Below are 22,121 nucleotides of genomic sequence, written 5' to 3'. Positions count from 1 at the left end.
GAATTATTTGTCTAAAGTTTTAAGAGGCATCGTTGTATCCGAAATTGTTTTGTCTTTGTTGTCTTTTACCAAAACATGAATTTCAGTTAGATTTGGAAGACCATTAAGCTCAGAAACCAAATTGACAAATCCTTTTATCTCAGCCGTTCCTCCTACAAATTCTCCAGTAATTACTTTACTTCCGGCAGTTATTGTATAGATTAATTTGTTCACACCCGACTCATTGTTTTTTCTTGACATTCCAAGAAAATCTTTTTGACTAATTTGTAAAGGGAAAAATCCAAAAACCGGTGCTGGTGGCGGTACATAAGCTCCTGCATATAAAACCTGATCAGGAATCGTTCCTGCCCAATTGTCTTTTACCATCAGGAAAACTAAGTTTTTCATCTCGTAACCATCAGGCGCATTGTAATAATCTTTTGGAACTAAATCCATTTTGTAAAAACCGTTTCCTAAATCTTTCAGTTTTGTTTTTTCTGCAATATCCGGTTTAGAAGCCTCATACATTTGTTGAATATCCCAATCGTTCAATCCGCTATGCATGTGTACGCTTGTAGCGCCTGCAAATCCCGGAGCCAGGTTGGCATTGAACAAGATACTTACACCTTTATCAATAGTTGGTTTTGTTGGATAAGCTCTGATCAGCTCATTCGCCGTGTAAAATGATGAAAAATCAGTGTATGGCACATTTGCCACTTCGCTTTGTTTAGATCCGTTTTTGTTTTTTAAACGAAACCAAAATCCTGCACTTGCTGCAATTTCATCTGGGGTTTTAGAAAAATATTGTGTTGGAGTCAAAGTAAAACTCCAAATTTTATCACCTTCATAATGTAGTTTTGCAAAGTCTGAAGAATGTTCCCAGTTTCCTGCATCTGGTTCAGATGGTGACCAAATCCAGATATAAAGATCTTCGGTTTCTGCAAATGTGGTTCCTGAAAGATCAAAATACCAAGTAACTTTTTCATCATATTTGTAAACGACAGGAAACGATGATATTGGACCCACAGATCCAGCAGCTTCTTGCGCCTTCATAAAATTTGGGGCCATCAAAAGGGCAAGTAAGATTGTATATAGAAATTTTTTCATATTACTTTTTAATTAATAGCATTAAATTTGAATACATAAGACACGAACGGCGATCCTCCAGAAGAGTGCACCAATTGAAACTCCATTTCACCACTTTTACCCGGCGTAGAAGTCAATACAAGTTCATCTGTTTTTTGAGTTTTTTGAGCGTCACTATACAAATAGATTTTTGTAGGTCCGCCTCCGGTTGTTGGTTGAAAAGCTGTACTTAATTGCCAATATCCTTTTGGAGCAAATAATGGCGGAACATCTCCTGTAACCTCATAACTCGTTGGATTGTTTTTTTCGTCTACACTAAATTTAATTTTAAAATCTTCGTAGTTAAACCAGGTGTTCAAGGTTTGTTCGCTTGGCTCGATCTTATTTGCCTTCGCAAATTCATCGACCATCTTCAAATTTGTTAATCCCCAGTTTCCATTTACTTTCTCATAAATGGTAATTGGAGCAACGTAGCTTCCGTCATCTGTATTGTCGCAGCCAATGGCAAATAGACACATAATAACAGCTAACCAATAAATACTTTTACATCTCATAAAATTGTGGTTTTTGTTAGTTTTTTATCCCTTTAAAAGGACAGCACGAAACTAGATGTTAAATAAATCTAAAAAAAAGAATCTGCGAAAAATCAAGATGTATTTCAGGTAAAAACAAACATAAAAACCTAATAATCAAATATTTAAATTTTTAAGAAATATGTAAAAATCAAGGTACTGTTTAGATAAAAAAAGCAGATAATTAATGGTAAAAATGACAATATGAAAATTATATTAGATATTTTTTTCACTATACATATATTTATTAGCTTTTTATTGTATAATTGCAAGTTACTAAACCACTTTTAACATTTCAAAACCTTTTTCACGAACCTAACTCCCTTTTTAGAAGCATTTTAAAAAGAAGTTACCTATTTTAAAAGTTGTTAATCATCAACTCTTAGACTAAATTTGACTTATAAACGAATTAACTCAAAAAAGAACCACCAACTATCTTAAACCAAACCAAAACATGCAAAAAATATTAATTCTATATTTTTTCATTGCGGGTTTTTCTCTTACTGCGAAAGAGACAAATCCTGTTCTAGAAGAATTAGATAAAGTACTACTCAAAAAAGATGTGTACTTAAAACAGAAGTATCATAAAATTGAAGCATTAAAGAGAAATGTTTCAAAATTTACGGTAAGTCAAAACAACGAGCAGTTGTACAATACCTATATGTCTTTATTCGAAGAATATAAATCTTTTAAATATGATTCTGCCTATTACTATCTGGAAGAAGCCAAAATAAAAGCAATCGTTTTAAAAGATCCTAAATATTTGGCTAAAAGCCGAATTAAAGAAGGTTTCGTTTTACTCTCGTCCGGATTGTTCAAAGAAGCAATTGATACTTTGAACGTTATTGACGATCAAAAACTCGATCAGAAACACAAATTCGAATATTATTCCATAAAAGCCCGCGCTTATTATGATCTTGCCGATTACAATAAAGATCAACGCTTTAATATTCATTATGTACAACAAGGAAATCACTTTCTGAAAAAAGCGCTGGAATTAATTGGCACAAATACAAACGAATATTGGGCTGCCGAAAGTTTAAAACGCCTCAAACAACAAGATTGGCGTGGCGCCGAATTTGCTTTTAGTTATTGGATTAATAATTATGATTTGCCTCCGGATTATTATGGAATAGCAACTTCTAGTTTAGGTTATATCTATTCGGAACGCGGATACACCAAAAAAGCCATTCAATATCTGGCACTCGCCGCAATTGCCGATGTTAAAAATGCAACTAAAGAAACCGTTGCGCTTAGAAATCTTGCCAACGAACTCTTTAAAATGGGTTATCTCGACAAGGCAAATGAGTATATTAACATTGCCATGGATGATGCAACATTTTATAATGCAAGACATCGCAAAATTGAAATTTCGTCGATATTACCAATTATCGAAAAAGCGCAATTGAATAACGTAAAAGAAAAAAACGATAAACTTGAACGCATCATTATTCTATTGACGATACTTACTATAATTATCGTTTTGTTCTCGATTATCATTTTCAAACAATTAAAAGAAAGAAATAAAGCCCGAAAAATAATGGCTTCGTCATACGCGCAACTTCAGGAAATGAACATAAGTCTAAGTGAAGCAAATGCGATTAAGGAAGAATATATTACGTATTTTATCAAGGCAACTTCGGCTTTCATCAATAAAATAGATCATATTCAGAAAAGTACTTTACACAAAATCATCACCAAGAAAACAGATGAAGTTATTGCGAGTTTAAAACGTTATAATGTAAAAGAAGAACGAGAAAATCTCTTTCATCAATTTGATGAAATCTTCCTAAAGTTATTTCCAACATTTGTCACAGATTTCAATCATTTATTCCCGAATGATCACAAATGTATTGTCAAAAAAGGAGAACTTTTAAACACTGAACTTCGCATTTTTGCTTTGTACAGATTAGGAATTCAGGACAGCAGTCAAATGGCCGAATTTCTCGAACTTTCTGTGGCTACAATTTATACATATAAAACAAGAATTAAAAGCAAATCTGATTTTAAAGATACTTTTGAAGAGAAGATTATGGCGATAAAAACTATCTAATTTTTTTGCCCACGGATTGAACAGATAAAACGGATTGTCGCAGATTTTTTTATTTTATTAATTTGTATGACATTAGGAACCGAGTAAAAGTTAAAAAAGTTAGCCCCGAATTCACGAATTTTATACACGCAGATGTAACAATAATTCGTGAATTCGGGGCTAACTTTTTTTGTCACAGCTTAAATGATAAAAAAATCTGCGACAATCCGCTAAACCCGCATAATCCGCGGGCCAAAAATATTATTCAGAGGTTTCTAATTGAAGGATTACGTTTTGATATCTTTTTCCGAGGGAGAATAATTGCTCTACAAAAATCATAATCGCCAACGGAACAAAGAAAAACGAGAACATATTTTCCTGATATAAAAAGAAAGTTGTAATCATAAAAATGCGTCCATATTCAAGATAATACATCCATTTTCGTTGTTCTAATAGAGCGCCGCAATTAACAAGTGTTATCAAAATAACCGAAAGCACAAAAACCTTATCAAGAACATTCAACAGATCAAAATAATAGGTAAAAACGGTTAAAACCAAAGTCGATAATCCTAATTGTATATAAAGATAATTTCGGAATCTAAGCCTTTGATGTGGATTTGCTTTATCCTGCAAAAAGCGCTTTTCTAATATTGGACGAATATCCTGATCCATATGTGCCGGACTTCCAAAAACAGCTTTCCATCTGGCTTTGAATCCACTGGAACGTTTCCATAATTCGTAAATTTCAAAGTAATAATGAAAATGCTGCCATAAGAAACTGTAACTCTTTAGCGGATGCGTTAATCCATATTTTGGTCTTTCTTCTTCTTCCTGGAAAGTTCCAAAAATACGATCCCAAAAAGTGAACATATCGCCGTAGTTTTTGTCTAAATATTTCTCATCAGAAGCGTGATGAATTCCATGAACGGAAGGCGTTACAAAAACATATTCCAGCCATTTTATTCTTCCAATAAGCTGTGTATGTGTAAAAAAGGAATATGCACCATGAACAATTAACATCGTAATTACCATTGCAGGATGAAAACCAACAAAAGGCAAAACACACCAAAATCCGGTTCTGATAATTGCCTGAAAAGTGGTGATTCTGGCTGCTGCCGTAAAATTAAATTCTTCGCTATGATGATGTACAATATGTGCTGCCCAGAAAAAATTGACTTCATGCCCCAATCTGTGGTACCAATACCAAACAAAATCTGTTGCGAGTATTAATCCTATCCAAACAAAAACATTACTTGGAATGTCAAAAATTCGATAATTATTATAGATAAAATAATATAGCTGATAAAAACTGGCAGCGATAAATAAGTTAATTAACCTTTCAGCAATACCAATACTAATATTTGAAACAGAACTTTCATAATTGAAAATTTCAGGTCTTTCTTTTCGTTGTGCCAATGTATATTCCAGAAATAAAAACAGGAAAAAAGCGGGCATTGCAAAGGCAAGAAAATTAATATGTTCCATTTTTAAAAATTACTTTTTTTGATTCATAAAAAACTCCTATTCGATTCATTCTAAAACTAAGAAAAAGACATTTTCATTGATTATCAACCCTCTATCAGAATAATAACCAATGAAAATTATCTTTATATTTTAAAAACTTAATTTTAATTCTGTCTGTATTTTGGCGCTTCAAGCGCTACTTCTTTTACAGCTTGAGTTTCGGCTACTTTTTTCAAAGCGATAATATAAGCGGCAATACGCGGCGTAACATCATGTTTAAGTGCAGTTCTAAAAACGGTTTCGAAACCTTTTTCAAGAATATCCTCCAAACGTGTATTAATCTGATGAATTCTCCATGATTCTAAAAGCGAATTTTGAAGCCACTCAAAATAAGAAACTGTAACTCCGCCCGCATTTGCCAAAATATCCGGAATTACCAAAACATTATTTTCATGTAATATTTTATCAGCATCAGATGAAACGGGACCGTTTGCACCTTCAACAATAATTTTTGCACGAATATCGTTAGCGTTCTTTTGCGTAATTACATCTTCTTTTGCAGCAGGAATTAAGACATCAACATCCAAAAGCAATAAATCTTCGTGTTTTATAGCAACCGAATTTGGATATCCTTTTATGCTTTTATTATTTAGATTATAATACAAGATAAGTTCCGGAATATTCAAACCTTCAGGATTATAGAAAGCTTCAGAAACATCACTTACAGCGACCACTTTTAGCCCTTTTTCGAACAAAAACAAAGCCGAATGTAAACCAACATTTCCAAATCCCTGAATAGCAACTGTAGATCTTGCCGGTCTTAGTTTTAATTTTTGAAGTGCCAATAATGTGATAATACTTACGCCTCTTCCAGTTGCTTCTACTCTACCTAAAGATCCTCCAGAATGCAAATGTTTTCCGGTAACTACGGCATGAATTGTCTTGCCGTGCACTAACGAAAATTCATCCATTAACCAACCCATTTCGTCAGGACCAGTTCCCATATCAGGCGCAGGAACATCTTTTTCAGGTCCAAAAATATCTGCTAAAGCTTTTGTATAAGCTCTTGTAATTTTTTCTAATTCTGTTTTAGAAAGCGTTCTTGGATCACAAATGATTCCGCCTTTTGCTCCTCCAAAAGGAATTCCTGTAACCGCAGATTTCCAGGTCATCCAAGCTGCAAGAGCTTTTACTTCATCCAGATTTACTGCCGTATCATAACGAATTCCTCCTTTTGATGGTCCTAATGCCGTATTGTGAATAACGCGATATCCTTCAAAGTTTTGAATTGTTCCGTTATCTAATGTAATAGAAAAATTAACGACAATTTGTTTTTCCGGACGTTGCAACTTTTGCCTGATTGACTCATCAAGATTAAGAATATTCGCCGCGATATTAAAGCGATCAATCATCGATTGAAAGGGATTCTGTTTTATAATTTCTGCACTCATGATATATATCTTTTTTAATTTGGGTTCGTGTGATTTAGATTTTTTCTCGTTAAAAACACTTTCTGATTCTTTTCAAAAAAGCACTTATTTTTTCCTTAATTATTGCATTCGCCAACATGGAATTTTCATCAGACAGCATTGCATCATAATATTTGTGTTTCTATTCGATCTCATAATCTTTTAATTTTTTAATAATTCTAAAAAAAGCCTTTCATGGTGCATGAAAGGCTAAAAAAAAAAATAACTAACAAGTACTTTCTCTATTAACGCCATTTCATCGCATCGTTTGACATGCAGCATATCTCTGAGCAGCACATAAACGGGATGATATATAGACTATAGTTCTTCATTGTTATTGCAAATTTATAAATATATTTATAAATTCTATAGAATTAGTCGAGTTTATTTTCAAATAATAAAAACTTAATTTAAAAGAGATTGTAAATTAAGGCTTTAGACGCACAAAAAAATTAATTAAATTGCGAAATAACAATCAAAACAATGGAAATTAGAGCCAAAAAGATTCCTAAAAAGTTGATTTTAGACAATTTTTCTTTGAAAAAAAGCAAACCAACCAAACTTCCTAGAATTATAACTCCCATATTCATTCCGGCAAAAACAGTAGAAGGATTTTCGGCGAAAGCCTTATGAGCTTTTAAATAAAACAGAATATTTCCAAAATTAAAGATTCCCACTAAACCTCCAAAAAGAATGTTTTTTGGTTGTAATTCTACATTTTTAATTCCAATTTCATAAACACTTATTAGAAGTGCAATTCCTAATGCAATACAAAAAACTACAAATAAAGACGTAGTATAAGGCAAAGTCGTATACAATGCAATTTGCTTAAAAAGGATATCAATAATTCCAAAACCCAATAAAACTACAGCAGGAAAAATCCATTTGTTTTCTAAGTTTTCGGATTGCTTTCTTAAGATGAATAAAAGCGCCAGAAAACCAATTATAAGCCCAATGACTTTATAAGAATTAAACTCTTCCTTAAAGATAAACCAAGCTGCTAAAATTGGAATAAATAACGATAATCGTTGTGCTGCATCCGTTTTTACGATTCCCATATGTTTTATAGAAGCTACCAAAAACAGAAAAACCACGGGTAATAAAACACCAATTGCAATGTAAATATTCCAAGGTGCGTTCGCATCAACTTCGGTTAAATCGGGACTAAAAGTAAAATAGCAAAGCGCTAAAGCAAACACATAATTGAAGGTGATAATTTGAGTTGGATTGCTATTGTATTTTCGGGTTATTTTAAAAATTACACCAACAATTACACTACAAAGAATACTTAGAACAAGAAATAACATAGGATTATATTTTGACCACAAAAATAATACTTAAACTCCTTTGGTTTTAGTTTTCACCTCTTTTATTCCGGCTTTTTTTATTTCGATCTGTGTAATTTTCCCTTTTTTATTTTTAACAAATTCTAAAGTTGTATTGTGATTATCCGAGCGAAAAAACTTTGTTGGAGATTCCGGCAATAATTCGATATCATAATCTACATAATATAGTTTATTGTCTTTCTCTAAGATTTTGATATTTTCATAATCACCAATATATTGATCGTAAACCTTAGTATCAATCACTGTTTGAATATGTTTGTATGGAAGTTCGACATCTTTACCAAAACAAATTCCTGCAAGTCCATAAGCGATATAATAAGATCTTGATTGATTATTAGACAAAACAGTAATAAAAATATTATCTTCTGTATACTTATTAAACGAAGTCATTGCGCCCAGAAAACCTCCATCATGTGCAATAAGCTGATGATTTTGGTTATAGAAAGGATTAATAATCACTCCAAAACCAAAATTTTGATCATTATACGAGGTAAACATCTTTTTCTTTGATTCTTCAGATAATAAAGTTTGACTTTCAAAAAGTGCTTTATTCCATAAATTTAAATCTTCTACGGTTGAATAAACGCCGTCATGTCCAAAATTAAAATTCCAGTTGATGTATGGATTTTTTACTAATTTATTATTCTCAAAATAATACGATTGAGCCATTTTGTCGACGATTGCATCATTTGACGAAATTCCCGAATTGTACATTTTTGCCTCATTGAATAAATTCTGCTTCAAATACGCCGAATAAGATTCTCCTGAAACTTTCTCAACGATGCGCGCTAATAAATAATAACCAATATTACTATAAGCTGTACTTGTTCCGGGTTCAAACAACAAAGGTTTCTTTGCCAGATACGTATAAACCGAATCTTTATTAAGATCTGTTTTAGCCAAATACAATTCGTCAAAATCCATTTGCAAACCTGAATTATGACTTAACATCATCTTCAAAGTTATCTTGTCTCCTTTTGGAAAATTAGCAAAATATTTATTAAGGGAATCGTCTAACGAAAGTTTTTTATTCTCGGCTAATTGCAGAATCGCTACCGCCGTAAATTGCTTTGAAACCGAAGCTAAGCTGAATTTCGAATCTATTACGTTTTTAACTTTCCATTCGTAATCAGCAAAACCATATGCTTTTTTAAACAATATCGAATCCTTTTTAGAAATCAACACAGTACCGCTAAAATCATTAATAGTAAACTGCGCGTCCATGTATTGTTCTAATTTCGTACTCAGTTCTTTTTGTGAATATCCAAAAGTAAATACCAACAATGCAATTAGAGTTAAGCTTGATTTCATGTTATTTATTTTGAACAATTAGTGATTATTTTATTGAGTGTTTTATCAAGTAATGCAATTTCTTCCAACGATAAACCATCAAGCGCCGTTTCTCTGTTAATTTTAATAACCGGTTGTATTAATTCGAGTGTTTTTATTCCTTTTTCCGTGATTTCAAGATTAAATTTTCTGCGATCTTCCGGATGAATTGTTCGGGTTATATATTCTTTTTTAACCATTAATTCGATCATTCTGGTAATCGAAGCATTATCTTTAAAGACAAGATTTGCCAATTCGTTTTGAGCAATATTCTGATTGTCATTTAGTATAATTAATACCAAACCCTGATCTACAGTAATGTCTTCCACAACTTTGCTAATATTTTTTTGTGCAAGTTTTCGATATTCCTTTATGGCTTTTTCAATTGAATACAAAGCAGTTCTGGTTGGGTTTTCAAATTTCATACTCTTTTTATTTGATACAAATATAATTGATATATCAATATAAATTCTAATGATTGATTATTTTTTTAAACAACCTTACTATTTTTAGATTTGAAATGGTTTAATTAAAATGAGAATTTTACCGCAAAGCGCGCAAAGTTTTTTTGTTTTGGTTTGCGCTTAGCAAACACAAAGTTCGCAAAGCTTTGTGTTGAAGCAGCTTTGCGAACTTTGTTTTTTTTTGTAAAACTGCTTAATTTAAAAAAACTTTGCGCGCTTTGCGGTAAAACTTTTTTTAATAAAACTAATCACTTTTAAGCCAACCTGTAATACTCATTCTGGTATTTTGGGTAACCAAAACTTCATGAACTAATTCATTACTTTTAAAGAAAACGGTTTTTCCCTGAGTAGGCGCAATTTTCTGATTGTTGTTTTCCTGATGAATCATCAATTCACCTCCGTCACTTTCCTGCCAATTGCTATTAAGATAACTAATCATCGAATATTTTCGGCTTGGATTATTTTTAAACTGATCCAAATGTTTCAGATAAAAATCTCCGCTTTCATATAAAGAATAATGGAATTCGTAACCGGTAATTCCTGCGTAACAGCTTTCATTTAGATAAATAATAAAAGCATCGATCTGATCAAAGAATTCATTTTCGAATGCATTATTATTTTTTTTGTCCAGCCAATAAATAGAATCGCTTCTAATCGCTCCGTCATAAGAAACTTTCTCTGAATTGCCAATTCCTGCTTCTTTCAGTAAACTCTTTTGATTTAAATCAACTAAGTTTTGTTTTAAATGATTTGCTAATTCAGCGCTTAAAAAATGCTCCGATATTCCTACTTTGTTCTCAATATAACTCGCAATCAAATCTTCGAAACCATTTTCCATTTTTGTTTTGGGAAAACTGCAAATACAGCCAACGGAGCAAGGTAGACGAAATAAAACTGGTAATGGGTTTATTTCTAATAAATAAAAAATGACAGGCTTGAAACTTGTCGTTTTTTGCGCAATCTTGTCATTTCGACAGAGGAGAAATCACACGAGAAATTCCGCAATTAAAATCGCCAATCTTTGTCGAGTTACGAGTGTGATTTCTCCTCCGTCGAAATGACAAAAAATAACAAACCCGACAGATTTTAAAACCTGTCGGGTTGAATGCTTAAGACGCAAGCCAAAATTAATAATTAATAATTCACAATTTATAATTACTTAAAGTTTACTAATATAACTTCCGTACATATCTTTAAATTGATGTCCTTGTGCAAAACGATCTTTGCTTAATTTTTTATATTCAACCAATCCCCAAAGAATAAATTCTTTCATGAAATATTGGTCTTTTTTATCTAATTGAGGCTGATATTTTTTCAGTAAAACATCTAATGGCGTTACTTCGTCTAAAATAGTCTGATATTCTTTATCCGAAGCATCGTCTAATAATTCGAAACCACTTTCGGCAAAAAACCATTCGATCAAATCAGAATAAGCTGTTTTTTCACCTTGTTTTTCCAGTTTTTCGATCTTAGGTAAAAGTGTTGGGAATAAAGTTCTGATTGCCGAACCAATTAAATTCTGTGCAACTGCTGCGGCTCCCTCCTGCTCTCCTTCATAAACCAATTCTACTTTTCCGGTAATCGCAGGAATAATTCCAATGAAATCAGACAAACGCAAAGTCGTTTTATCAACTCCAGCTTTCAAAGCTCTTCGTTCTGCCGTACTCATTAAATTCTCAAAAGCCGTAATACTCATTCTCGCACTTACTCCGCTTTTATTATCGATGTATTCACTATCACGAGCTTCAAAACTTATTTGTTCTAATATATCTTTGGCTAAACTTGGCACATAAACCAATTTATGTTGCGTTTCATCAAGCTTTGCTTCTTGTTCAGTAATTGTTCTTGCAACTGCAACACTTTCAGGATAATGTGTTAAAATTTGAGAACCAATTCTATCTTTTAATGGCGTTACAATACTTCCTCTATTCGTATAATCTTCTGGATTTGCAGTAAATATAAATTGCATATCAAGCGGCATTCTCAATTTGAATCCTCTAATTTGAATATCGCCTTCCTGCAAAATATTAAACAACGCAACCTGAATTCTGGCCTGTAAATCAGGTAATTCGTTAATTACAAAAATACAGCGATTCGCTCTCGGGATCATTCCAAAGTGAATTACGCGATCATCTGCATAAGATAATTTTAGATTTGCCGCTTTTATTGGGTCAACATCACCAATTAAATCCGCAACCGTCACATCCGGAGTTGCTAATTTTTCAAAGAAACGTTCGTTTCTATGCAACCACGAAATTGGAGTTTCATCACCTTTTTCTGCAATTATATCTTTTGCAAAACGCGAAATTGGATTTAACGGATCGTCATTAATTTCTGAACCCGTCACAAACGGAATATATTCGTCTAATAATTCGACCATTTTACGCGCTAAACGTGTTTTTGCCTGACCACGAAGTCCTAATAAATTGATGTTATGACGAGATAAAATAGCGCGTTCTAATTCTGGAATTACCGTATTTTCGAAACCATGAACGCCTTCAAAAACAGGTTTTCCGGATTTAATTTTCTCACGGAGATTATTTCGTAATTCATCCTTGATACTTATGCTTTTATATCCCGAGGCTTTTAATTGTCCTAATGTCTTTATAGTATTTATTTCCATTTTTATTGAAATATGTGTTTTTTTTATTTTTATTATTTTTTCTGTTGAGACGCATAACTGTGTCTTTAATTTGGGCGTGCCACCATTTAAAAAAGGGCCTAATCTACTTTGTGTTCATGAGGCCCTTTCTTAAATACTGTCGGGCTATCCATGCTACTTCGGTAGCTTACTCCTATCCCTCACGCAACCGTATTATTCAATAAAATTTTATTTTCAAATTTTACCTTTATTAGATTTAATCAGACCTAACAGGTTTTAAAAACCTGTTAGGTCTTTCGCGAATCTTTACGAAAGACGCACTGCTGTGCGCCTCTACAATATGCGTTGGTCTATACGTTGTCTAAAAAAACCTTAGCAACTTAGATTCTTAGTCCCTTAGAACCTTAAAATTAGCGTACACGTTTCTTCCTATTTGTTTCATAATCTTCAAAAATCATTTCGCCCAAACCTTTTAATCCGGTATAAAATGCTTTTCCTTGATTTGCTTCGGTAAAATGATTCACAAAACGTTGTAAATACGGATCGTTTGCAATCATAAAAGTCGTAATCGGAATGTGTAATTTTCTGGCTTGTTGCGCCTGAGTATAACATTTGTCAACGATATATTCGTCGAGTCCGTTGCTGTTCATATAATAGGAACCGTCACGTTCACGAACGCAACTTGGCTTTCCGTCGGTAATCATGAAAATTTGCTTGTTGGTATTTCGTTTTCTACGTAAAATATCCATTGCCAACTGAAGTCCTGCAACCGTATTTGTGTGATATGGGCCAACTTGTAAATAAGGCAAATCCTTGATTGGAATTGTCCAGGCATCGTTTCCAAAAACCAAAATATCAAGTGTATCTTTCGGATAACGCGTCGTAATTAATTCCGCCAAAGCCATTGCAACTTTTTTAGCCGGAGTAATTCTGTCTTCGCCATACAAAATCATACTATGACTGATGTCGATCATCAAAACCGTACTCATTTGAGCTTTGTATTGCGTTTCTTCGACAACCAAATCATTTTCGGTCAGCATGAAACTTTCTACTCCATTATTGATTTGTGCATTTCGTAAACTTTCGGTTAACGAAATTCGTTCTAAACCGTCTCCAAAATTAAATTCGCGGAATTCTCCTGTGTGTTCATCGCCATTTCCGGCATGTTTGGTTTTGTGATTTCCGCTTCCGGAACGCTTTAAATTACCAAAAATCTGATCTAAGGCTTGTTGTCTGATTGCACGTTCTGTTTTAGCCGTAATACCAAAACCATCTGTTCCATCTTCTTTAACCTCGTCTTTTATGTAACCTTTCTTTTTTAAATCTTCGATAAAATCATCGATTGTGTAGTTTTCGTCGGTCAGTTTATATTCTTTATCTAACTCCCGAAGCCAGTCTATAGCTTCATCAAAATCACCCGAAGTATGGGTAATTAACTCTTTAAATATGCCAAAAAGTTTTTCAAACGGAGACTGAAATGGGGCTTCGTACGACTTAAAATAAAAACCTTTTTTAAATTCGTTTTTCATAATTCTAAAATTACGCTATTTTAGAATTACGAAAAAAGAAACGTTTATTAATTTTTAGTTAAAATATTGGAGCAAAACACGTTGAAATTCCTTATAAATTTAGCAATTATTCAAACTTTCCATCAACATAATACCATGCATTATTTTCAAATTTAAAAGTAGAAAATTCATAATGCGTTTGTGGCTTTTGATTTGAATCTAAAAAATAAGCTTTGAACTCAACAGTATTTTCAGTAAAACTTAAAATTTCAAGTTTTTGCCATTTATTGCTTGTCGCCCATTTTAGAATTTCAGCTTTTGAGTAATATTGTCTTTCCGAAACATGAGTTGTTTCCAGAAGATAATCGGCATTATGAGTTGCGTAAGCCGAATATCTGGAACGCATCAAAGCCAATGCTGTTGGTGCTTTTTGGTTGTCCTCAAGATATAATCCGCAGCAATTCTCAAACAACAAACCGGTGTCACAAAAGCATTTTTTATTCTCCATCAACTTGCTCTTCGCCGTTAATCTTAACGTGCAATTGATTCAATAAAACCTGATATCTGCTGATTTCTCTCAAATCTTCGTCTTCTTCTGCATGATCTAGCATTTCATCTAAAGTTTCATTTACTTCAAGCAATTTATTATTTGCTTCTCTATCATTTTTTGCAGCAATTAAATCAATAATTTCCTGTACACTTACTTTTAAATCTTCGAATTTCATATCTATAAATATTGTTTTTTTTCGCCACGAATTTCACGAATTGGCACTAATTTTAATTTGTATTGAACACAAAATTAAAAACAATAATCTGTATTAATCTTTTTAATCTGTGGCAAAGAACTTTTAAAAAATACTTCGTGTTAATTCGTGAAATTCGTGGCAAAGATTTTTATTTTTCTTCCTTTTTGTCTTCGTTGAACTTTTTAATGATTTCTTTTAGCTTTTCTTTTCTTGCAATTTCAGCCTGTTTCACTTTGTTTTGGGCTTTGTGCAATTTGTCGTTGTGCTTTTTGATATTTCTTTCGTTGTTGCGTCCCATTATATTTCTCTTTTAATTTCGTCTAATGTTTTCTCGGTAAAAATCAATTCTGTTATAATTTGCTTTCTTAAATCATCTATATCATCATAATCAAAATGTTTTGCCCAAGACGTTAATTGTTGCAGATTTCTGACTTGTTTAATCCTTTTTGTGGTTTCAAAACTAGTTCTTAAAACAGATTTACCATCATATTCCGGATTCTTTTTATGTTGATAGGTTACCATATTTTTTTCAAAATCTGCATCTATATAATAAAGCTTCTCTTCGGCATTATCCGGATAAAATTCATTCCAAGCGGCAAAACCTATTTTTGTTTTTGATTCGGTTTCAGGATCACGTGCGACTAAACGCCATTTGCTATTGGCTAATCTTCCCCAATGATTTGAAACGCGATACATTCCGGCTTCTGTATAATAATAGGTACTTCCGGCTTTACTTTCAAACTGTTTCTTTAAACCTTCGATTTCATTTGGAAGTACTTCATGAAACACGCAAAAGGTATTTTTGAACGAATTAGGATGTGGCTTGAAGTTTTTTTGCATGTGCAAATATACTGAGATTGTCCAAGACTCCCTAAAACAAAGATAAATTGATTAACTTTGTACCTTCAAATTTAAAATAAAGAATTCATGTCTAAAGGGTCACAAGAAAAAATGATGCAAAAAGGGGTTTATACTGGTATCATGGAGAAAGATGAAAACAACAATTATTTTTGTGGTGAATATCTTTTAGATTATAAAATGGCACACGCAAATCATACTATTGGTGAATTAATTACAATAAAATCAGTAATTGAAAATCCAAGCGATATTAGTTATGATAAATATCCAAAGAAGTCAAAAAACTTTCATAAAGCAAATCAGAAACCTGAGGATAAATAGTCTTTAGTTTCAGGTTTTCCTTGTTTCAAGTTGAAATGAGAATTTTACCGCAAAGCGCGCTAAGAATTTATCTAACGGAGCGTTTAAAAAATACAAAGTTCGCAAAGCTAGATCAATACAAAGCTTTGCGAACTTTGTGTTTTATAAAACCTTACAAGCAAAAAAAACTTTGCTCCCGATAGCTATCGGGATTGCGGTAAAAAACATCTAGTTTCACATAAACCATCTAACTTCTAACATTTAACAAATAACTTTTTCGCAATATTTTTTCTATCAAAAGTAAAAAGTTAAAAAAAAGTGTACCTTTGCAAAAAAATTGTCGTTTTGAAGTAAAAAACACTCATTTCAAACTAATAGACAAGAAGTTACCTTTTATTTATGAAAAAAATAGTTGAATACCGTAAGTTACTAAACGTAGAGAAAACTGCAGAGTTAAAAGATTTAAAAACCATCTATCGTAATGCGATGAAAGAATCTCATCCTGATAAATTTCAAGGTGATGACGCTGGTTTGAAAGCTGCAGAAGAAAAAAGTAAAGCTATTATTGAAGCTTATCACTTTTTGGTAAGTATTAATCCTGAAACGATTAAAGCAAATTTACCTGAATATACTGAGACTATCGCAACTTCTACAATTACTGATTATAAATTTGTTGAAGGTCGTTTAATTATCGATTTCTCTAACGGAAGTGTTTACGAATACATTAGTGTTCCTAAAGCTACTTACGTAAAAATGGTAAATGCTGATTCTCCTGGAAGATTCGCAAAAAGACACATTTTGAACTCTTTTACCTGGAGAAAGAAAACAAATCAAGAATAGTTTTTATACTATAATATACTTACAAGCATTCTGGCAACAGAGTGCTTTTTTTATGTCTAAAAATCAAAAAAATGATAATTTAGATTCATAATAATAATATAAACGAGAGTTTAAAATCGAATCAAGCCAACAAACAAGCTGATTACGGGAGGATTACGATCAAAAAAACTATAACAAAATTTTAGGTTCCAAAATTCTTTAAGTTTTAGATTTTTAGATACTTTTGTTGCACAAATCAATTAACTAATTATTTTATAAATGAAAAAAATACTTTTTTTACTTACCGCTTCTGTAGCGATTATGTCATGCAGCAAAGTTAAAGACGGAGAATATCTAATTACCGGAACAGCAAAAGGAATCGAAAACGGAAAAACTATCATTCTTCAAGGTCAGGATCCAACAACAAAAATGACAGTTGCTCTTGATACCGTTAAAGTTGAAAATGGAAAATTCGAAATAAAAGGAAAAGTAACTGAACCAGCATTTCACGCATTAATTGTTCAAGGTTCTCCTGCTCCTCTTCCTTTCATCTTAGAAACAGGAGAAATCACTGTTGCAATTGATAAAGATAGTATCCATAAATCTAAAATTTCTGGAACTTACAACAATGACGAGTATGTGAAATTTAATGAAGACCTTAACAAAACTCAAAAAAGTTTAGTTGATTTTCAGAAAAAAAATACTCAGAAAATGCAAGCTGCTCAACAAGCTCAAGATACTGCAACTATCAACGGTTTGATGAAACAATACATGGAACTTCAAACAGAAGTACAAGCAAATTCTAAAAAGAAATATACTTCTTACGCTGAAGGTCACCCAAAATCATTCATTACTGCTTTGATTCTTCAAAGTATGCTTGCTGATCCAACTGCTGATGTTAAGAAAATCGAAACTATCTATAATGGATTAGATGAGTCTCTAAAAAGCACAACTCCTGGAAAAGAAATCAAAACTAAAATAGGTCAAGCAAAAATGCCTGCGGTTGGTGCGTCAGCTTCTCCTGTTGGTAGCGCTAAATGAAGATCAGACTTTTCTGCTCCTAACACAGAAGGAAAAGTAGTCTCACTTAAAGAAAGTTTAGGTAAAGTGACTATTGTAGATTTCTGGGCTTCATGGTGTGGACCATGTAGAAAGGAAAATCCTAATGTTGTAGCTATTTACAAAGAACTACATGCAAAAGGTTTAAATATTGTTGGTGTTTCTCTTGATAAAGAAGCAGCACCCTGGAAAGAAGCTATTGCAAAAGATGGTTTGACATGGACTCAGGTTTCTAACTTGAAGTTTTGGGAAGAACCAATTGCAGCGCAATACGGTGTTCAATCTATTCCAGCAACTTTTATTCTTGATGCTACTGGAAAAGTAGTTGCTCAAGACTTAAGAGGTCCTGAATTAAGAGCAAAAATATTAGAGCTTTTAGCTAAATAATACCAATTTCAGAATAAAACAAAAAAATCTCCGTAGTGGAGATTTTTTTGTTTTTATTCTATACCAAATGAATAATTTAAAAATTACTTTAAAATCAAGTGCGATTTAAATTTGTAAGCTGTAAACGTTTTTAAATTCATTATAAGAAACGAAACTCGTATTTACTTGTATTTATTAAAAAGATACAATGACGGTCTTAAAAATCCCTTAGAAAAGAATTTATATCGAACGCTTGTTTCTTTTTTTCTTCTAAATCTAAATTTCTAAGGAAACCAGAATTTATTTAATCTTTTTTCTTTTGCTTTATGAGGAAAAACGGCAATTCCGAATTAAAATTCTTAGTATTAAAAGTCAAAAACAAGCAATATACAGCTAAGAATAATCTTATATTTATAAATAAATTAAAAAAAGTTTCAATTTAATATTTTTTATTTTATTCAATTCCAATGAATTAAAAAATAACTTTAAAATAACTTAAAATTAAGTTGATTTTTTGTTTGTAAACATGAAAAACGTTCCTATATTTGCAACCGCTTAGAACAACAAAGCGCACTAACGCTGAGATCGGGGAGATACTCAAGCGGCCAACGAGGGCAGACTGTAAATCTGCTGTGAAAACTTCGCAGGTTCGAATCCTGCTCTCCCCACTAAAAGTCCTAATGAAAATTAGGACTTTTTTTATGCGCTAAATTTAGATTCTTTTTACAAAAAAAACATATCAGAAGCAAAAGTTGGGATCAATGTAAAAACTTGTGGAGCTTTAAAAACTAAAGATGGATTTTACAGCAAAGTACGCTAAGATTCTTATCTAATAGTATGTTTAAAAACACAAAGTTCGCAAAGCTGTATCAACACAAAACTTTGCAAACTTTGCAGTTAAAATGATTAACCGATACAATCTATTTTATGTTTCTCCATAGTTTTTTTTTGCATTGATCCATTTTTAACTTATCGAAATTTAAAAGATAATCATTAAAAATTTTCGGCTTTTATTTAAACCAGCAGAACGTAGAAATTATTCCTAAAAATCTATATTTATTTTCCTGAATGTCTACATAATTATTAATTTCTTCTAAGCTTTCATTTTTTATTTGGAAATATAGAAAACCTTTCTATCTTTGCAACCGCTTAGAACAATAAAGCGCACTAACGCTGAGATTGGGGAGATACTCAAGCGGCCAACGAGGGCAGACTGTAAATCTGCTGTGAAAACTTCGCAGGTTCGAATCCTGCTCTCCCCACTAAAAGTCCTAATGAAGATTAGGACTTTTTTTATGCGCAAAAGTTAGATTTTTTTTTTGCCTCAAAAATAACTTACCACCAACAAAACTGATGTATTACTGATTTACTTATTCAGTTCAAATGCGACGTGTTTAATATATTTTCTATTGTAAGTATATAACACATGAATTTTATGATCTGAGGTTTGAATAATCGCGGGATAACTGAATTCGCCCTCTTTTTGGTTTTCCAAATCAAACAACTTCTTCCAGTTTAGACCATCTTTTGAATATTCGACATCTAAAACATTCCGTCCATTGAACCAATCTTTCCCCATCTTTAGAGGATTATTCACCAACAAAAATGATTTACTAGACAAAGTTAGGGCATCAACTCCAGAATTTGAGTTTACAACATTAATACTGTCTGTTCGTTGCCATGTTTTTCCGTTATCTTCAGACCAGCTTGAGATTAATTTATTATGTCTGCTTCTGGATAATATCTGAATTTCTTTGTCTGAGTGAACGAGAAAAGTTGGCTGAATAATATCAAAATTTTTCTTATCCTGAATATCTGCAATGGCCCAACTATCTGTAGCTTCTGTGTAAGTTTCTATAAATACGCGCCATTTATTATCCGCAATACTTTCTGTACTACTTCCGCATAAAATAATTCCGGGAGTGGTTTCGATTGGCTTATTTCTAATGGGACCCAATATTCCTTTTGGAAGATATTTAGGATTACTCCAGCTGTTTCCGTTATCTTTTGAAACAATCATAGCACCAAACCATTCTCGCGGATTTTTCCCCACTTTATAGAATAAATATAAGTTTTTGCTTTTACTTTTAAACAGAACCGGATTCCAGCAAGGCAACGTATCACCTTCTTTTATTAAGGGTTCGATAAGCTTTTTTGGCGCAGACCATTTTTTCTCTTTATACGATGAAACATAAATACTTACGTCATTAGCACCTTCGTGTTTTCCGCCAAACCAGGCTGCTAAAAGCGTGTTAGGTTCTAATTCAACCAATGTCGATGCGTGGCTCGCAGCTGTAACCGGATTTTCGGCAATATAATTTTGAGTACTATTAATTGCTTTTGGTTCTTTTTTTAATGAAACGCACGAAAAAAAGAGCGCCATTAGTACAATAAATGAGCAATAACTTTTAAAATTCATAATCAGATTTTGTTATATATAGCAAAAGGAGAGTTACCTCTCCTTTTGCGTTTTTTGAGTAAAGAATGTGTGGGGTCTTTACTCACCAAATTAATTATTTAGTATCCCACCAAAGTTTTGTTCCTCCGGTATCTGGACCTTTTAGTTTTGTGATTCCGTCTGTAACAGCGTCTTTGTTTGAAGAATATTCGTTTGTTACATAAATAATTCTTTTCATTAAGCTTTTACCAACTCCGGCATCATTATTATCTGTATTAAGAACAGGATAGATCACTTTTGCATCACTACGACGTAAATCTGCCCAAGATTCCCAAGACTCAGGGAAAATAGCTAAGTATTTTTGAACCGCAATTTGTGTACGTTGATTAGCAACTGCAGGAGACCATGCTACAGGCAACTTAACCGGTACATCTAGTAAATCTAAAGTTGGATAAACAGTTAAGATGTTTGGTAAAGTTGGCAATGTATTTCCGGCAATGTAAGCGTTTATTGCCGCAGCATCTGTAATTCCCCATTGTGCTAATGAAGCTCTAATACCTGCTTCATATAAACTTTGAGCACTTCCGCCCATGTTCCATCCGTTCAAAGCGCCTTCTGCTCTACTGAAATAGTTTTCAGAAGCCATAAATACTTCAATGTTCTTAGATTCACTAAGATTTCCTGCAGAACCACTTCCCAAAACATCATTATTAAAAGCAGAAAATTTAGTTGTTCCAAATTGATCTTGTAAACCTCCAACAGGCTGACCACGATAAACCAGAGTAGTAGCTTTAGGATCAAGTGGGGCAAACCATTTTGCTAATCTTGGATCATTATATCCAACAAGGATACTTTCCATAGAAGCTGTCATAGTATATCCCCAGCCGTTTACAATCATGTTTAAATTGTTAGGCGTAATATTACTTGCTTTAAAGAAAGCTCCCTGATCATTCGTTTGCATAACACCTGCAGCTACAGCAGCTTCAGCTTGTGTTTTTGCTTTTGCAGGCTCAATATCAGAAATTCTTAACGCTAAACGTAATCTTAAACTGTTTCCAAATACTCTCCAATTGGCAACATTACCTGCGTACAAACGGTCGTTTGGCTGAAATGATGCCACTGTTGTTACGGAAGAATTATTTAATGTAGCGCTAGCTTCATCTAATAATTTAAAAAAGTCTTCGTAAATAAATTCTACACTGTCATACGGTACTTTTTCTTTCTTATTACCTGCTTCTGTATATGGAATTGGTCCGTAAGCATCTACCATTTGATTGTACATGTAAACTTTCCAGATTTTAAGTATTGCCAAAGCCTCAGGATTTCCTTGAGATGCTTTAAAAGCATTGTTTAAAGCCGGAACAGCAACGGTGTAAAATCTTGTCCATCCACGTCCTTCGTAACCATTAACAAATGCATTTCTTTCTGTACCGTATCCACAATCTAAATATTGAATAAATGTAGAAGATAAAATTCCGGTTGCAATACCCCATGTTCCCTGATCATCTACACCTGGTGATGAGTAAGAACCATTGTGAATACCTGCATAAAGCGCAGATGCAAAAGAAGGTCCTGCAAGAGTTGGATCTAACTGATCTTCTGTAAGTGAATTAGGATCTGTGTTTATTTTATCAAAGTCGTTTGTACAACCTGACAAAACAGAAACCAGTGCTAAAGCAACTCCTAATGTTTTTATTTTAAAACTATATTTCATGATATCTCTT

The 22,121-nt window shown here is 32.8% G+C and carries 20 protein-coding genes, 2 tRNA genes and 1 pseudogene; 7 read left to right on the top strand and 16 right to left on the bottom strand.

Annotated elements, in window-relative coordinates; translation table 11 throughout:
- Window positions 1-3 precede the first annotated feature (3 nt).
- Window positions 4-1,086: a hypothetical protein gene (locus C8C83_RS18960; protein ID WP_121330150.1), complete on the bottom strand. Its 1,083-nt coding sequence runs from the start codon at window positions 1,084-1,086 to the stop codon at window positions 4-6.
- A gap of 8 nt (window positions 1,087-1,094) precedes the next feature.
- A complete protein-coding gene (locus C8C83_RS18955; protein WP_099708327.1) occupies window positions 1,095-1,619 on the bottom strand; it encodes a DUF5004 domain-containing protein in 525 nt (174 codons plus the stop codon).
- 472 nt (window positions 1,620-2,091) lie between these two features.
- On the opposite strand from C8C83_RS18955, the gene C8C83_RS18950 reads away from it, so the two are divergent.
- On the top strand, window positions 2,092-3,690 hold the full coding sequence (locus C8C83_RS18950; protein WP_121330149.1) for a DUF6377 domain-containing protein: 1,599 nt from the start codon (window positions 2,092-2,094) through the stop codon (window positions 3,688-3,690).
- Window positions 3,691-3,930: 240 nt separating this feature from the next.
- Here C8C83_RS18950 and C8C83_RS18945 read toward each other — a convergent pair whose 3' ends face one another.
- The 12 genes from C8C83_RS18945 to C8C83_RS18895 form a co-directional block, all read right to left on the bottom strand.
- On the bottom strand, window positions 3,931-5,154 hold the full coding sequence (locus C8C83_RS18945; protein ID WP_121330148.1) for a sterol desaturase family protein: 1,224 nt from the start codon (window positions 5,152-5,154) through the stop codon (window positions 3,931-3,933).
- Between the two features lie 143 nt (window positions 5,155-5,297).
- Window positions 5,298-6,584 carry a Glu/Leu/Phe/Val dehydrogenase gene (locus tag C8C83_RS18940; protein WP_233566148.1) on the bottom strand — a complete coding sequence of 429 codons (1,287 nt, stop codon included), beginning with the start codon at window positions 6,582-6,584 and terminating at the stop codon, window positions 5,298-5,300.
- A gap of 470 nt (window positions 6,585-7,054) precedes the next feature.
- Window positions 7,055-7,909 carry a DMT family transporter gene (locus C8C83_RS18935; protein ID WP_121330147.1) on the bottom strand — a complete coding sequence of 285 codons (855 nt, stop codon included), beginning with the start codon at window positions 7,907-7,909 and terminating at the stop codon, window positions 7,055-7,057.
- 30 nt (window positions 7,910-7,939) lie between these two features.
- Window positions 7,940-9,259: a serine hydrolase gene (locus C8C83_RS18930; RefSeq protein ID WP_121331371.1), complete on the bottom strand. Its 1,320-nt coding sequence runs from the start codon at window positions 9,257-9,259 to the stop codon at window positions 7,940-7,942.
- A gap of 5 nt (window positions 9,260-9,264) precedes the next feature.
- Entirely contained in the window at window positions 9,265-9,702 is a 438-nt protein-coding gene (locus C8C83_RS18925; RefSeq protein WP_121330146.1) for a MarR family transcriptional regulator, read from the bottom strand.
- A gap of 283 nt (window positions 9,703-9,985) precedes the next feature.
- Entirely contained in the window at window positions 9,986-10,579 is a 594-nt protein-coding gene (locus C8C83_RS18920) for a 2OG-Fe(II) oxygenase family protein (RefSeq protein ID WP_121330145.1), read from the bottom strand.
- A gap of 321 nt (window positions 10,580-10,900) precedes the next feature.
- A complete protein-coding gene (locus tag C8C83_RS18915; RefSeq protein WP_132011849.1) occupies window positions 10,901-12,364 on the bottom strand; it encodes an AAA family ATPase in 1,464 nt (487 codons plus the stop codon).
- A gap of 389 nt (window positions 12,365-12,753) precedes the next feature.
- Window positions 12,754-13,872: a VWA domain-containing protein gene (locus C8C83_RS18910; protein ID WP_121330144.1), complete on the bottom strand. Its 1,119-nt coding sequence runs from the start codon at window positions 13,870-13,872 to the stop codon at window positions 12,754-12,756.
- A gap of 106 nt (window positions 13,873-13,978) precedes the next feature.
- Window positions 13,979-14,359, bottom strand: coding sequence for a YchJ family metal-binding protein (locus tag C8C83_RS18905; protein WP_121330143.1), 381 nt, complete (start codon window positions 14,357-14,359; stop codon window positions 13,979-13,981).
- The gene (locus C8C83_RS18900) at window positions 14,349-14,576 is read right to left on the bottom strand and encodes a hypothetical protein (protein WP_055091558.1); all 228 of its coding nucleotides are present in this window, start codon (window positions 14,574-14,576) and stop codon (window positions 14,349-14,351) included. Before C8C83_RS18900 ends, C8C83_RS18905 begins: the two co-directional genes overlap by 11 nt.
- Window positions 14,577-14,745: 169 nt before the next feature.
- Window positions 14,746-14,895 (bottom strand): hypothetical protein, encoded by a 150-nt coding sequence (locus C8C83_RS27260; protein ID WP_099708336.1) that lies wholly within the window; start codon window positions 14,893-14,895, stop codon window positions 14,746-14,748.
- Entirely contained in the window at window positions 14,895-15,437 is a 543-nt protein-coding gene (locus tag C8C83_RS18895) for a hypothetical protein (RefSeq protein WP_121330142.1), read from the bottom strand. The genes C8C83_RS27260 and C8C83_RS18895 overlap by 1 nt, the downstream gene beginning before the upstream one ends.
- 87 nt (window positions 15,438-15,524) lie before the next feature.
- On the opposite strand from C8C83_RS18895, the gene C8C83_RS18890 reads away from it, so the two are divergent.
- The 6 genes and pseudogenes from C8C83_RS18890 to C8C83_RS18865 all read left to right on the top strand — a co-directional run bounded on the left by C8C83_RS18890 (window position 15,525) and on the right by C8C83_RS18865 (window position 19,261).
- On the top strand, window positions 15,525-15,776 hold the full coding sequence (locus tag C8C83_RS18890; RefSeq protein WP_121330141.1) for a hypothetical protein: 252 nt from the start codon (window positions 15,525-15,527) through the stop codon (window positions 15,774-15,776).
- A 378-nt stretch (window positions 15,777-16,154) separates the two neighbouring features.
- The gene (locus tag C8C83_RS18885; RefSeq protein ID WP_121330140.1) at window positions 16,155-16,595 is read left to right on the top strand and encodes a KTSC domain-containing protein; all 441 of its coding nucleotides are present in this window, start codon (window positions 16,155-16,157) and stop codon (window positions 16,593-16,595) included.
- A 258-nt stretch (window positions 16,596-16,853) separates the two neighbouring features.
- Window positions 16,854-17,615 carry a DUF4369 domain-containing protein gene (locus tag C8C83_RS18880; protein WP_121330139.1) on the top strand — a complete coding sequence of 254 codons (762 nt, stop codon included), beginning with the start codon at window positions 16,854-16,856 and terminating at the stop codon, window positions 17,613-17,615.
- A gap of 18 nt (window positions 17,616-17,633) precedes the next feature.
- Window positions 17,634-18,020: pseudogene (locus C8C83_RS18875) on the top strand (TlpA disulfide reductase family protein); the annotation flags it as partial.
- A 566-nt stretch (window positions 18,021-18,586) separates the two neighbouring features.
- Window positions 18,587-18,667: transfer RNA gene (locus C8C83_RS18870), tRNA-Tyr, on the top strand.
- 513 nt (window positions 18,668-19,180) lie between these two features.
- Window positions 19,181-19,261: transfer RNA gene (locus tag C8C83_RS18865), tRNA-Tyr, on the top strand.
- Between the two features lie 104 nt (window positions 19,262-19,365).
- Here C8C83_RS18865 and C8C83_RS18860 read toward each other — a convergent pair.
- A complete protein-coding gene (locus tag C8C83_RS18860; protein ID WP_121330138.1) occupies window positions 19,366-20,418 on the bottom strand; it encodes a sialidase family protein in 1,053 nt (350 codons plus the stop codon).
- A gap of 94 nt (window positions 20,419-20,512) precedes the next feature.
- Window positions 20,513-22,111, bottom strand: a complete 1,599-nt coding sequence (locus C8C83_RS18855) for a SusD/RagB family nutrient-binding outer membrane lipoprotein (RefSeq protein ID WP_121330137.1) — start codon at window positions 22,109-22,111, stop codon at window positions 20,513-20,515.
- Window positions 22,112-22,121: the final 10 nt, after the last annotated feature.

This window comes from Flavobacterium sp. 90 (assembly GCF_004339525.1).
Taxonomy (GTDB): Bacteria; Bacteroidota; Bacteroidia; order Flavobacteriales; family Flavobacteriaceae; genus Flavobacterium.
Note: the sequence above shows the minus strand (reverse complement) of the source record. Positions and strands in the feature narration are given on the sequence as shown.